General features: G+C 58.3%; 12 protein-coding genes, 1 tRNA gene and 1 pseudogene. 3 read left to right on the top strand and 11 right to left on the bottom strand.

Annotated features, from left to right (window positions below):
* Together FF098_RS15080 and FF098_RS15075 are read right to left on the bottom strand one after the other, a co-directional pair.
* Positions 1-3569: pseudogene (locus FF098_RS15080) on the bottom strand (hypothetical protein); the annotation flags it as partial.
* Positions 3570-3699: 130 nt separating this feature from the next.
* Positions 3700-3775: transfer RNA gene (locus FF098_RS15075), tRNA-Phe, on the bottom strand.
* Positions 3776-3977: 202 nt separating this feature from the next.
* On the opposite strand from FF098_RS15075, the gene FF098_RS15070 reads away from it, so the two are divergent.
* The 3 genes from FF098_RS15070 to fghA all read left to right on the top strand — a co-directional run bounded on the left by FF098_RS15070 (position 3978) and on the right by fghA (position 7152).
* Positions 3978-5081 (top strand): hypothetical protein, encoded by a 1104-nt coding sequence (locus tag FF098_RS15070; protein ID WP_155142055.1) that lies wholly within the window; start codon positions 3978-3980, stop codon positions 5079-5081.
* Between the two features lie 119 nt (positions 5082-5200).
* Positions 5201-6310: an S-(hydroxymethyl)glutathione dehydrogenase/class III alcohol dehydrogenase gene (locus tag FF098_RS15065; protein ID WP_155142053.1), complete on the top strand. Its 1110-nt coding sequence runs from the start codon at positions 5201-5203 to the stop codon at positions 6308-6310.
* Positions 6310-7152, top strand: a complete 843-nt coding sequence (gene fghA / locus FF098_RS15060; RefSeq protein WP_155142050.1) for an S-formylglutathione hydrolase — start codon at positions 6310-6312, stop codon at positions 7150-7152. Before FF098_RS15065 ends, fghA begins: the two co-directional genes overlap by 1 nt.
* 23 nt (positions 7153-7175) lie before the next feature.
* On the opposite strand, the gene FF098_RS15055 is transcribed toward fghA, so the two are convergent.
* The 9 genes from FF098_RS15055 to hisD form a co-directional block, all read right to left on the bottom strand.
* The gene (locus tag FF098_RS15055; protein ID WP_155142048.1) at positions 7176-8312 is read right to left on the bottom strand and encodes a response regulator; all 1137 of its coding nucleotides are present in this window, start codon (positions 8310-8312) and stop codon (positions 7176-7178) included.
* 106 nt (positions 8313-8418) lie between these two features.
* The gene (locus tag FF098_RS15050) at positions 8419-9390 is read right to left on the bottom strand and encodes a dipeptide epimerase (RefSeq protein ID WP_155142046.1); all 972 of its coding nucleotides are present in this window, start codon (positions 9388-9390) and stop codon (positions 8419-8421) included.
* Positions 9387-9569 carry a DNA gyrase inhibitor YacG gene (locus tag FF098_RS15045; RefSeq protein ID WP_155142045.1) on the bottom strand — a complete coding sequence of 61 codons (183 nt, stop codon included), beginning with the start codon at positions 9567-9569 and terminating at the stop codon, positions 9387-9389. The genes FF098_RS15050 and FF098_RS15045 overlap by 4 nt, the downstream gene beginning before the upstream one ends.
* Positions 9559-10680, bottom strand: coding sequence for a ribonuclease E/G (locus tag FF098_RS15040; protein ID WP_155142043.1), 1122 nt, complete (start codon positions 10678-10680; stop codon positions 9559-9561). The genes FF098_RS15045 and FF098_RS15040 overlap by 11 nt, the downstream gene beginning before the upstream one ends.
* Positions 10677-11264 (bottom strand): Maf family protein, encoded by a 588-nt coding sequence (locus tag FF098_RS15035; protein ID WP_166426568.1) that lies wholly within the window; start codon positions 11262-11264, stop codon positions 10677-10679. The genes FF098_RS15040 and FF098_RS15035 overlap by 4 nt, the downstream gene beginning before the upstream one ends.
* A gap of 12 nt (positions 11265-11276) precedes the next feature.
* Positions 11277-11495, bottom strand: coding sequence for a translation initiation factor IF-1 (gene infA / locus FF098_RS15030; RefSeq protein ID WP_031550659.1), 219 nt, complete (start codon positions 11493-11495; stop codon positions 11277-11279).
* A gap of 103 nt (positions 11496-11598) precedes the next feature.
* Entirely contained in the window at positions 11599-12054 is a 456-nt protein-coding gene (locus FF098_RS15025; protein ID WP_155142041.1) for an arsenate-mycothiol transferase ArsC, read from the bottom strand.
* A 2-nt stretch (positions 12055-12056) separates the two neighbouring features.
* Positions 12057-12563 (bottom strand): UPF0262 family protein, encoded by a 507-nt coding sequence (locus FF098_RS15020; RefSeq protein ID WP_155142039.1) that lies wholly within the window; start codon positions 12561-12563, stop codon positions 12057-12059.
* 94 nt (positions 12564-12657) lie between these two features.
* Complete coding sequence (hisD, locus tag FF098_RS15015; protein WP_155142037.1) at positions 12658-13956, bottom strand: histidinol dehydrogenase; 1299 nt, start codon at positions 13954-13956, stop codon at positions 12658-12660.
* Positions 13957-13961 lie beyond the last annotated feature (5 nt).

Raw genomic sequence — 13961 nt, 5'->3', positions numbered from 1 at the left:
CCCTCATTGCCAACGAGATAGTCATTACCCGTACCACCGAGAATACGGTCGTGACCGCCTTCACCGAACAACCGGTCGTCGCCATCACGGCCCTGAATGTTATCCGCGCCGTCGCCGCCGACGAGGACGTCATTGCCGTCATTGCCGACAAGATAATCATTACCAAGACCACCACGCAGCAGGTCGGCCCCGGCCTCGCCAAACATGCGATCGTCACCATCACCCCCATCCAGCACATCATTGCCGTCGCGCCCGGCGAGGAAATCATTGCCGGCCATACCGAATAGGGTGTCGCGGGCGGCCGAGCCGACAAGCTCGTCACCATTGCTGCCGGCTATGACGTTCTCGATACTGATCACTGTATCGGCATCACCAAACCCGTCGATGATGGTCCCTGCCGAAAGATCGGCGAAGATTCTGCCTGAACCTCCAGCGCCGGAATCTGAAGAATAGTCCGCAGTATCATAGCCAGCACCACCATCGAGCCAGTCGACGCCACTACCGCCTATAAGGACGTCATCGCCGTTATTGCCCGAAAGCTCATCGTCCCCGCCCCGGCCGGAGAGCGAATCATTACCACCGCCCCCGCCGAATACGTCTAAGCCATCCCTTCCGAGGAGAGTATCGTTGTTGATGTAGGATTCTTCTATTAAGACACGTTCTATCGAAACGAGTTGCAGACCACCCAGTACATTCAGGCCGCTTGCACTGGCAGCAAAATAATCGCCGCTGGAAAGATCCATCGTGATGGGACCAATGTCCTTCGAGAATCGCAATGTATCTGTATCCGAACGCCCCCCGCTATAGCCCTCGTAATAATCATTTCCTCCGCTGAAGAAGAAGGTTGTTCCACGAGAGTTACCAATAATCGTGTCGTCCGCTTCGGTATCGTACACGCCAGAAATACGATTATAGGTGTCGCCCTCGGCATCACCGCCGCGGCCCTCACCAGTGAGCAGGTTTACATAAACCCCGGTCAGAATGTCTTGAAATGCAAGATAATCGCCAGACCAGCCGATTTCATAGCCACCATCTATCTCCTCTCGGCCGCTGCCGGAAACAATCAAATCGACGCCCCAGCCCCCGTTGAGCCTATTGTCGGCATCGGAACCATAAATAATATCATCACCGGCCGCGCCATAAATTGTCATGGCATCGGCGCCTGCGTAAACTATATCCGCAGCTTGCGACGCAACGAGAGTTTCTATGCCTGCAAGGTTCATCGCGGTGACGGATATCACGATACCATCCCAGCTCTCTCCAAAGCTGGCCGTGTCAAAACCGTCCCCACCCTGAATAGTGTGGCTATCATTGTTCAGGTAGAAAGTGTCATTTCCGGCATCGCCGAAAAGCTGATCGCCAGTGCCTTCCGCATAAATCTCGTCATCTCCGTCGCCGCCACGAAGGATATTCGTTCCAGCACCGCCATAAAGGATGTCATCGCCTTCTCGACCGGATATCTGGTCATTGCCGTCTTCGCCCCTTAAGACATTGTTGTCGCTATTACCTGTGAGGGTGTCGTCAAGACGTGTACCAATCACCCCCTCGATACCGATATAGGTGTCGACATTGCCAAAGCCGTCAACGCCCGTCTGCTGGCGCAGATCGATATTGACGGCACTGGTTCCGCCATAGAGGTAGTCATTGGAATAATCGGCAAGGTCTGGGCCATAGTCACCACCAACCAGCCGGTCATTTCCGGCAAGGCCCGAGAGGATATCGTTCCCTTCGCTGCCCATGAGCGTCTGCGTGCCAATGGTCCCTTCCAGCCGCATGCCGCTGGTAGCAACGAGCGTCTCGATATTCCGTGCGGAAACCGTGTGTGAGCTATCGGCCTTCGTCACAAGGCCGGTTGCGAGACTGAATCCAACGAACTCACTGCCAAAGACAAGGCTGTCATTGCCCTGCTTGCCATCATAGGAGTCCCCCCCCCTGCCTATCGTGAAAATATCGTCACCTGTGCTGCCGATAAACAGATCGGCGTATTCTGTATCGAATACCTGCTCGATACCATGTACAAGCGTCCATCCCTGCAAGACCTCAAGGTCACTTTCGGACGAGACATAAAGGACATTAACGCCGCTGGTACGGTCCTGGAACGAGACGCTGTCAAAACCATCGCCACCTGAAATCAGGTCGGACCCGACGTCCGAAATCAGGTAATCATCCCCGGCACCACCATCGAGGCGGTCATTACCCAGCCTGCCTGCGAGTGTATCATCGCCGCCTGCGCCATCGATGTAGTCATCGCCCGAGGAACCGTCGAGATAATCGCTCGTCTCTGTGGCAATAATTCGCTCTATCGAGCTCCAGGTACTCAAGGACGGTACAATAGCCGTAGGCAGGCCACTGGCATGCTGGAAACTGACCGAATCGAATCCCTCACCGCCAAAAATCTGGGTCAGCTGATCCAGTCGATCAATGTAAAAAATGTCATCACCTGCATCGCCATGCAGCTCGTCATTGTCCGACCACGTCTCAATGGTATCGTTACCGTCCCCACCATGGATCACACTGGAGCCATAGCTGTTGCTGACAATAGTGTCATCACCCTCGTCACCGAAGACGGTGTTGTCGCCTTCCCAGGCGTCGAGGAAATCATCCCCGGCACCGCCATACAGAATATCGTTCTGGTTAGCGCCCAGAATATGGTCGTCGCCGCCCATACCACGCAGGATATTGGTGCCGGCGACGCCGTTGAAGGTATCGGCATTATTGCTGCCGGTTACAGTGAAAGTGTCTGTCGCCTCATCCCAGCTATAGTCGATACCGGCGGCTGTCGGGTCGATATCCTGTCCGTAGAGAAACTGGACCGCATCTATATCCAGTGGACCCAGGCTTTCAACGAATGGAACGACATCATTATAGCTCATGACCGTCGTCTCGGTATCATCTATCGCCGGGTTCAGCGTGATGTCACCCTCAAACGGGTGCTTCAACCCGAGGGCATGGCCGATTTCGTGCAGCACGACAGTGTATTCGAATGTCCCGACACCAAAATTCGTGAACTGCCCACCGCTGATGTAAATGCCATATCCCGGTCCACGGTCGAGCGAGGGGTAATAAGCATAGCCCGCGACATCATCGGACCCGGAAATGCCGATAAAGTTCAGCATGCCTGCTTCCTCGACCTCGATGAACACGAGACCGGAGGCATCCGCGAACTCGGCAAGCGCAAGGCGCGTTGCTGCCTGTTGCGCTTCGGTGAACTGGAATGATGAGGTAGCGCCATTCTGCAGCGCTATATCGTAAGGCAGGTTGCCACCATCCCAGAAAGAATAGGTCACAAAAGTCACACCAGTCTGGGTGTCTTCGCCATTCCAGTTCCAGCGATAATAGTCATCGCCGAGCGGGGCCAGGAGCGACGTAAAGTCGTCCACAGCCACTGCGCTATGCTGGGGATCGATATCGGTCGCGGCCCGGTCCTGCGCTTCCTTGCAGCTGGCGCAACCACACGCATATTGATGCACAGGAACGATGAAGATGTCCTCGTTGGCAAATCCCCGGGAAATCAACCCCGCATTGTCCTCGAGAAAAAAGCCTGCCGCTACATCACGGATACCAACCATACCTATCTCCTGTGTACTGGCCACCGGAAGCAGGCAACCCAATACAATCATAGCTAGATTTTTCCATGACCGGAAGGGTTGGATTAATCAAAGAGCGACAATCGAGAGTGAAATTAGTCGCGGGAGTAAATGGTGCCCAGGGCCGGAATCGAACCAGCGACACGCGGATTTTCAATCCGCTGCTCTACCAACTGAGCTACCTGGGCAGGATTACCGTCATTACGGCTATCCAATGGCGGTTATTGCCGCCGGAGCGAGGTGTATAAGGCAAGATTTGCGGCCTTGTCCATGCCGTTTAACGATCAATAGGCGATTTTTTTGTCCTTTCCACCGCCTCTGTCCCCCGGACCGGGGATTGATCGGACCTTGCGCCGGTGCAAGCGTAGGCACAGGACATGGGAGAGACTAATGACATCACGCAGAGCCTCGGCCCTACGCAGCGTTGTTGGCGGCTTGTTCGGCGCCGTAACCGCCGCCGCCGCTCTGGTAGCACTGATTGCGACAGCTCCCCTTGCAATACCGCAGGGATTGGCCGCTCAAGAGCCTGCGCCGAATAGATGCGAGGAGTTCGTGCAACTCTACGGGCCAAACATAGATGGCTATCAGAAAGACAAAACGCCGGACAGGAGCTTTGCCAATGCCTATCAGGCGGCCTTCCGGCTATACATGATAGAGACAGCCTGCACTACAACACCGGCTGAGAACACCTATGCCGACCGGATTGCCGGCGGCACAACAACTCTGGAAACCGAGCTGACGTCCAACACAGCTGACAAATGCAAGGTGATCGGCAATGATCTGTACAGCCAGCTGAACAAGGCCAGCGCATGGCTGGAAAGTGCCCCTGACCGGCTGGTCATTTATCTGAATGCCCTGCGCCGGATAAACGCCCTGCTTGACCAAAATTGCCCGGCTGAGCTGAAGCCGGCGATCAAGCAGCTCAACGCGGACATAGACGGGTTTGAAACGGCAGCGAAGGCATGGCCAGCCTGCAACCCGGCCATGCAGGCTTTGGGTTCTGCCCTTGACGACGTGTCGGCAAACCTGACGGACGTGGGGAACGATCCACAAGCCCTATGGCATGAGAAGGTTGCCTCCGCTCTTGAGACATACCGCACTGCCTGCGCCCCGGCCAGCAACTGGACCAGGGACTTCGACCAAACGATCGAGGACACGCAGGCCGCCGTTGAAAAGCGCACGCAGGAAAGCCGCGCGGCATGCAACTCAGCGATCCAGCACGCCACTTCAATGAGCGTCGATATGCGCAATCGCAGCGAAGCCTACCGTCCGGGCTGTGACGACGCTTTCGATCTGGAACGCACCTTGAACCGGGAAAAGGTCGAGATAGAAAACAGTATCAACAATGCCTGTGCTCTCTATCCGGACAGTATCGCAGAAATACAGGGCAGACTTGCGCGAGAGAAACGGCTGGTAGACGAATTGAAGGCCGAGGACAGTGTGATGCGCTATCGGCTGGACAGCGGCGAGACTGATGCCGTGAGCTGTAATTGACGGCAAGAATGCCGAAGCGGCCCGCCTCCCCGGCCGTGATATTGTAGGTATCACTATCATTGCCTTCCGGGGCAACGCCTTACATTGTGCACAGGACAATCAAACCTGAGGGACAAGCCATGAAAACTCGTGCCGCCGTGGCATTCGAAGCCAAGAAGCCGTTGGAAATCGTCGAACTGGACCTGGAAGGCCCGAAAGAAGGCGAAGTACTGGTCGAGATCATGGCGACCGGCATCTGTCACACCGACGCCTACACGCTGGACGGTCTCGATTCCGAAGGCCTGTTTCCGTCGGTCCTCGGCCATGAGGGCGCCGGCATCGTGCGTGAGGTTGGCCCCGGTGTGACCAGCGTGAAGCCTGACGACCACGTTATTCCGCTTTACACGCCGGAATGCCGCCAGTGCAAAACCTGCCTGTCGCAGAAATCAAACCTTTGCACGTCGATCCGTGCAACGCAGGGCAAGGGCGTGATGCCGGACGGCACCTCTCGCTTCTCCTACAAGGGCGAGACGATCTATCACTATATGGGCTGCTCGACCTTTTCGAACTTCACCGTGCTACCGGAAATTGCGGTTGCGAAGATCCGCGATGACGCGCCCTTCGACAAGGCTTGTTATATCGGCTGCGGCGTGACGACCGGTGTCGGTGCGGTGACCAATACGGCGAAGGTCACCCCGGGATCGAACGTCATTGTCTTCGGGCTCGGTGGTATTGGCCTGAACGTGATCCAGGGCGCGAAGATGGTCGGTGCCGACAAGATCATTGGCGTCGATCTCAATGACGACAAGGAGGAATGGGGCCGCCGGTTCGGCATGACCCATTTCGTCAACCCGAAAAAGGTCGATGGCGACATCGTCCAGCATCTCGTTGCGCTGACCGATGGCGGCGGCGACTTCACCTTCGACTGCACCGGTAACACCACCGTCATGCGACAGGCGCTGGAAAGTGCCCATCGCGGCTGGGGCGAGTCGATCGTCATCGGCGTTGCCGAGGCCGGCAAGGAGATCGCGACGCGGCCGTTCCAGCTGGTCACGGGCCGGGTGTGGAAAGGCACGGCCTTTGGTGGCGCACGCGGGCGCACCGATGTGCCGAAGATCGTCGACTGGTACATGGACAAGAAGATCGAGATCGACCCGATGATCACCCACACCCTGTCGCTGGAAGAGATCAACAAGGGCTTCGACCTGATGCATGAGGGCAAGTCGATCCGCTCCGTGGTGGTGTACTGATGGCTTTGGAGACAGTTTCGACCAACACCGCCTTTGGCGGCACTCAGGGCGTCTACCGGCACAAGTCAAAAGAGACCCGCACGGACATGACCTTTGCGGTCTACCTGCCGCCGCAGGCAGGTAATGGCCACAAGCTGCCGGTGCTGTGGTATTTGTCCGGCCTGACCTGCACCCATGCCAATGTCATGGAAAAGGGCGAGTACCGCCGGGCCTGCGCCGAGCACGGAATCATCTTCGTAGCGCCTGACACCTCGCCGCGCGGCGAAGGCGTAGCCGACGACGAGGCCTATGACATGGGCCAGGGTGCAGGCTTTTATCTCGACGCGACAGAAGAGCCGTGGGCAGAGCATTTCCGCATGGAAAGCTATATCATGAAGGAGTTGCCCGGTATCATCGAGGAAAACTTCACCGCCGACATGACGCGCCAGTCCATTACCGGCCATTCAATGGGTGGCCACGGCGCCCTGACACTTGCCCTGAAAAATCCGGGGACGTTCAGGAGCGTTTCTGCCTTTGCGCCTATCGCCTCGCCACTGAGCTGCCAGTGGGGCCAGAAAGCGCTTGGCGGCTATCTCGGTGGCGATCAGTCAAGCTGGCGTCGTCATGACACCGTCGCGCTGATCGAGGATGGCGCGCATATGCGCGAGATCCTCGTCGACCAGGGCGATGCGGATGGATTCCTGAAGGATCAGCTAAAACCGGATTTGCTGAAAGTGGCTTGCGAGAAGGCGGATATCTCGCTGAACTTCCGCCTGCAGCCAGGCTATGACCATAGCTATTACTTTATCTCGACCTTCATGGCCGAGCATATCGACTGGCATGCGAACAAGCTGGGGATATAGGCCCGAGCCTGAAACCTGATCGCTCAGGCCTTGGCATCCCGCGGGTAATACTGCTCCCGCGCTGGAAAAAGAAGCCGGACAGGTCTTTCCCCGGACCTGCCTGAAACCGTCACTGGAATGCTGATACGGCACATGTCCTGCGATGGCAGGGTTATTGCCCCTTTCATCAGGCTGATCAGTTTATATGCCGACGCCAGCGAAAGCAGGGAAACATCGTGCCTGCCTGTTTTCGAATAAAAATGATTTGCAGACAGAATATCACACAGTATCGGGGCTTTTTCATCGGGACGAGGTGCCGCTGTCATGTTGAAAACCAGCTGTCCGTCCTCTTGCATGGCCTCGATCGACAACTTGCCTACAGAGTCGCTTGCGACGAGCCGCGAGGCAATAGCCTCGACAAGTTGGCCGAGTTTCTCACGATCCCCCTGCAGATTAATCTCATCGAGCCCTGCATGGCTGATCGTTACCGTCACGCCTTGTTGCCGGGCAAGAGATGTCAGGCGTTCGATCATGGCCTCGAATAATGATGAGCCACTGAAGGATTCCAGACCAAGACGCACATTCTCTTCATCAAGACTGGTATAACTTGACAGGGTTTTCAGGAAACTCAGCCCCTGCTCCGCCATTGCCCTTACCTGTTCGGCGTCGCCGGAAGCTTGCGAGATGGCTGTCAATGCCGGCTCGATCTGCTCGTTGACCAATGACAGTATATGCCGCTTCATCGTCGCCCGGGACTGCGCGTCCTCCAGGGCCACACGCAGATTGGCCATGACCTGATGGTTTTCAATGGCATAAAAGATCGTCCGTTGCAGCAATTGCTGTGTCAGAGCCGTTTTCTCGAGAAAATCGAACGCGTCTTTCTGAAGCGCCGCGTCTTCAAGCAGGCCGACATTGTGGCCCGTCAGTACGACGACCGGGAAATCACCTTCATGACCGCCAAACTTTTGCAGCAGATCGAATGTCTTTTCGCTGCCAATCGTATAATCGACCAGCGCGCAATGAAAGCTGACATCGCCGACGGCGGCCAATGCTGCTTCGGCGGAAATAGCGCGGGTGAGACGGAACTCGGCTTTGCCTGACCAGTTCAGGTGACGCTTGATAGCGAGAAAATCGATATCGTCATTTTCGACAATAAGGATATCCAGAATTTTCTTGTTCATAACCGGGTACTACCAACTGGCTGGACGATTAAATAAATCGATTACAATTAAAATTGAGTTTAATTCGGGCAATTGTCGGATAATTGCCCCGTTCAGCCGGCAAAACTCAGCCCCAGAGGCGCCGATGGGGTGGATTAACAATCCCTTTACGATATTCCATCGCATCCGGACGATCCTGCTTCAGCAGCAATGGACCATCGATATCGGCGTATGCGGCACCCTGCGCAACAACGAAGGCCGGCGCCATTGAAAGCGATGTAGCCGCCCAGCAGCCAATCATGACGCCGAGACCTGCATCCTCGACCTTGCCGATCAGCGACAGCGCATTGGTAAGCCCCCCGGCCTTTTCCAGCTTGATACTGGCGTAGCGATAGCGGCCGGAGACTTTCGCAATATCAGCCTCCGTATGGAAACTTTCATCAGCGCAAAGCGGTATCGGCGATGCATAGTCAGACAGGCCATCATCGGCACCAGCCGCCAGGGGTTGCTCGATCATCTCGATACCCAGTTTTTCGATCCTGGCGATGAGCGCTTTCAACTGATCCAGCGTGAAATCCTGGTTGCCGTCGACGATAAGCCGCGCATCTGGCCGCGCCTCGCGTACTGCGGTGATCTGGTCGAAAGCGCCATCGGCACTGACCTTGATTTTCAACAGCATCTCCGGCGCCGCTCCAGCCGCCTCATACATGCGGTGTGGTTCGTCTATGACGACGGTATAAGCCGTTGTGACGGGCGATGGCTTGATACCCGTCAGTGCCCAGATCGTTTGCGACTTGTCCTTGCATTCAATATCCCACAAGGCGCAATCGAGCGCGTTGCGGGCACCGCCTGGGGGCAGCAGGTCCTGCAATTCTTCGCGGGAGAGGCCGGTTTCTATCTTGTCCCGGAGTTGTTCGATCTGCCCCTGCACGGACTTGGCGGTCTCGCCGCGATAGTTGACGCCAACGGCCTCGCCCCTGCCCCTTGCGCCATCCTTCTCCAGCGTGACCATCATGGTTTCGACATGATCGAAACTGCGCCGGGACGTGCGGAAGGTGCGTTTCAGCTCCCATGTCTCCAGCGCCGTCGTCAGTTTCATGACCGGTCCTCATTATCATCATCACTCAGCGGCACCGGCTCGCCGGGAATGGCGTAGGAGCCGGACAGCCAGCGGTTCAGGTCCACATCAGCGCAGCGTTTCGAACAGAATGGTGTGTATTTCTCATCCACCGCGTCGCCGCAGATGGCGCAGCCCGGTTCAGCGTGTCTATCTGACATCGGCGCGATCCCTTTCTCTGCCTGCGTCTTCGATCAATGTAAGGCGATTGCCATAAGTGTCATAGAGGGGCTGCACCCAGCCTTTGTGCGCCTCGATATGAGCGTGGACAGCTGGCGGCAGCAAAAGCTCCAGCCGGGCCGCACGGTCAGCATCGAGAGAGCGCTCGGTAAGGCGCAGGGCCTTGGCGGCGAGATGGTCCAGCGTCCACTCTCTGCCAGGTACTGGCGCGTTGGCGGCAGGCTCGGTGACATAGTCGAGCAGGCTCCAGCCCTGCCGGGCGACAGTCAGGGCGACAAGGCCCGCGTCGCTGAGCGGATGACAGCGCCAGCCTTTGGTCTTGGCCGCTTCTTGTAGCGCGGCATGGATGGCCTTTCCGTCGCGACGCGTTACGGGGAAATCGATGACGACCTGCCCGCCGATACCGCGCAGAGAAATCTGGCGGGCGATGGCGGGGATCGCCGCCCGACAGGCTTTTGCAACGGCTCCGGCTTTTGACTGGCCGCCGGTAGCTGAGATGTCCATGTCGATCGCTGTCACGGCTTCGGCTTCATCAAATGCCAGCCGCGCCCCGCCAGGCAGGTCGACGACGCGTGACAGGGCCTGCTCGAAGGCTTCTTCGGCGCCTGCACCCTCAAAGAGATCGGGGCCTGCATGCGCGATTGATCCGCCCAAGGATGACTTCGCCTCGATGAATTTATCGACAGGGGCATGAAGCAGAATCTCCTCCGCACCCTCCCCGCCTAATTGCGTCATAGAATGGCTCAGCAGGCTTTGCCTTGCCTCGGGTTCTTTCTGGTCCGGCGACAGCCTGACGCTGGCGAGCTTGCCGCCACGCGCTGGTGTTCGGACCTCCACCACCAGTTCCTGCCCTTCCTGCAGGGCCTGCTTGCCGGGCAGCGGCAGGAAACCCTGTTCATCGCCGAGATCGACGAAGGCTGCGCCGAGTTTCTTGTCGATGGCCTCAACCCGCGCGGTAAAACGTTCGCCCGCCATTGCCGGTCGCGGCATGGCAAAACCGGGGCCGATCCATAGCCCCGTAATGACATCGTCTTCCTGCAGGGCGGCCCGTGTCTCGACCGGGCCGTAATCGATCAGCACACGGGCGCTCACGCGGCTTTCCACCCTGCCCCGCGCAACAGGTTCAGGGTCTCGTAAAGCGGCAGGCCAACGACAGAGGGGTGCGAGCCAATGATGGAGACGACATGTGCAGCAAAAGCGCCCTGGATGCCATAGCCGCCAGCCTTGCCGTCCCATTCACCGCTGGCGATATAGGCGTCGATGTCCTGCGCGGAGAGATTGCGGACCTTCACCCGCGTCTCGACCAGGCGCTCGGCCAGCCGACCCTCAGGGCCGGCAAGACACACGCCGGTATAGACGCGGTGCGACCGGCCTGAGATGAGTTCAAGACACTCCCGCGCCGTCGCCTCATCTTCAGCCTTCGGCAGGATGCGGCGGCCGACGGCGACGACCGTGTCGGAGCCGAGCACCAGCGCTTCAGGCGCGGTGACGGACACAGCCATGGCCTTGCCCCGCGCCAGCCTTGCGGCATGGGGGCCCGGCAGTTCGCCTTGCATGGGAGTTTCGTCGATATTGGCCGGCTCGATCGAGTCCGGCACGACCCCGATCATCGCCAGCAGGTCACGCCGTCTTGGCGACTGGCTGGCGAGAATGAGCCGCGGCGTGGCGGACGACACGTCCTGCCCCGCCTATTTGAAGCGATAGGTGATGCGACCCTTGGTCAGGTCATAGGGGGTCATTTCCACAAGGACCTTGTCGCCGGCCAGGACACGGATGCGGTTCTTGCGCATCTTGCCAGCCGTGTGGGCAATGATCTCATGGTCATTTTCCAGCTTTACACGAAAGGTCGCATTGGGAAGGAGTTCCTCCACCGTACCGGAAAATTCCAGAAGTTCTTCCTTTGCCATGCTAATCCTCGGTTACGACGGCGCCAAACCCGCCAGACAGGCACGCCGCGTTGGCATCACGCCCGCGACGGAGTGCGGAAAATGAGGGGTACCACCTGAAAAATCAAGGGACGAGTGCGTTAAAGCGGCTGATTATCCGCATTTTCAAGGCATCGCGGGCTGCGCGATAGGCCCCCATGAGCTGGTCGCGGCTGCCACGTTCGTCGGTCGGGTTGGGGATCGGCCAGAATTCGACGTTTGACGGCGGAAAAACCTCGCCTGCCCGGTCCACCGCTTCTGGTGTCAGCATGATCACGGTGCCGAATTTCGCAGGATCGATCTCCTCGAAGGTCTTCGCCTCATGCTCACCCAGCGTGATGCCGTCCTCGGCGAGGATCATCTCAACAAATGGATCAGGGCCGCCTTCATAAACGCCGACGGAATCGATCAGCACGTCCGGGCCCAGCAGGTGCCGGGCAATCGCCTCGGCCATGGGCGAGCGAATGGAATTCATGTTACAGGCAAAGAGAATGCCCGTCGCTGTTTCGTCCCTGTCAGGGCCCTTTTCCGGTGCGGGCATTGTTATTTTCTCATGTAAAAGCTGCACAGCAGCGTGAACAGCCGCCGGGCGGTGTTGAAGTCGACCGTCACCTTGTCTTCCAGGCGGCTGACGAGGAGTTCAGAGCCTTCATTGTGCATCGCGCGGCGGGCCATATCGATGGTCTCGATCTGTTGCGGCGCGGCGTTGCGAATGGCGTCGTAATAGCTTTCGCAAAGCAGGAAGTAGTCCTTGATGATCTTGCGAAGCGGCGCCATCGACAGATAGAGCTGGCCGACCGGCGTCTCGTCCGTCTGGCGAATGTCGAAGATCAGCCTGCCCTCGCTGGCCGACATGTAGAGCACATAGGGGCCGGAGCCCGGCTCCTGATTGTCGGCAACTGGCCGGAAGCTGTTTTCCTGCAGCAAGTCATAGACGGCGATCTTGCGCTCATGCTCGATATCGGCCGTCGCAGGGGCCAGCGAACGCTCGTCCAGTTCGATACGCTCAAGGCGATAGGCCTTTTTGCTGTTCTCGCCATCACTGCTCATGCGGAAATCCGGCCTCTCATGCTGGCTTTGGTCCCTTGATAAAAGAGCCAGCGGCAGCGGGCAAGCAGGCAATGCTGTGAGGGGCTGCTTGCGTTTACTGTTTCGGCTTCAGACGCAGCGCGACCGATTTTGCATGGGAGTGCAGCCCCTCGGCATTGGCAAGCGTCACGGCAGCAGGGCCGATCTGGCGCAGGGCGTCTTCCCCTGCCCCGATGATCGATGTGCGTTTCATGAAGTCGAGCACGGAGAGGCCCGAGGCATAGCGAGCCGCACGAGCCGTCGGCAGCACGTGATCCGGCCCCGCGAGATAATCGCCGATTGCTTCCGGCGCATAGCGGCCGAGGAAGATCGCCCCGGCATGGCGGATATGCGGGATCAGACGGTCCGGGTCGGCAATGGCGAGCTCCAGATGCTCCGGCGCAAGACGGTTCGACAGGGCACAGGCCTCGGTGAGGTCGTCGACGACGATGATGGCGGAATTGTTCTGCCATGCCTCGGAAGCAATTTCCTGGCGCGGACTGGAGCCGAGCTGCTTTTCGACCATAATCGCGACGGCGTCGGCAAATTCCTCATTGTCCGTGATCAGAACACTCTGGCTCGAGGTATCGTGCTCGGCCTGCGAGAGGAGATCGGCGGCGATCCAGTCCGGGTCATTGTCGGAATCAGCGATGACGAGAATTTCCGAGGGGCCGGCGATGGAATCGATACCGACTTGGCCGAAGACCTGTTTTTTGGCGGCGGCAACATAGGCGTTGCCCGGGCCTACAATCTTGTCGACCGGCGCGATGGAAGCCGTTCCATAGGCAAGCGCGGCAATCGCCTGCGCCCCGCCGATGCGGTAGATCTCGTCGATCCCGGCCAGCCGGGCTGCGGCCAGCACCAGCGGGTTGATCTTGTCGTCCGGCGTCGGCACGACCATGACGACGCGCTCCACCCCGGCAACACGGGCCGGAATGGCGTTCATCAGGACGCTCGACGGATAGCTCGCCGTGCCGCCCGGCACGTAGAGACCGGCTGCATCGACAGCCGTCCAGCGCCAGCCGAGTGTAACGCCCTGATCGTCCGTGTAGCGTACATCTTCGGGCTTCTGGCGTTCGTGATAGGCAGCAATACGCGAGGCAGCCAGCTCCAGCGCCTTGATGTCTTCCGGTGAACAGGCCTCGACAGCCGCATCGACTTCGTCCTTGCCGATAGTCAGATTATCCGTGGAGAGCTCAAACCGGTCGAATTTTTTCGTGTAAATGAACAGCGCTTCGTCGCCATCCTTGCGGACGTCGGAGATGATTTGCGCGACCTGATCGTTCACATCGACGGAGGATTCACGCTTGACCGTGAGCAGCTCGGCAAAGCGCTCCTCGAACGTCACATCCCCCTGATTGAGCCTGCGAGCCATGGCCA

This window comes from Aquisalinus luteolus (assembly GCF_009712425.2).
In the GTDB taxonomy this organism is placed as follows: Bacteria; Pseudomonadota; Alphaproteobacteria; order Caulobacterales; family Parvularculaceae; genus Aquisalinus; species Aquisalinus luteolus.
Note: the sequence above shows the minus strand (reverse complement) of the source record. Positions and strands in the feature narration are given on the sequence as shown.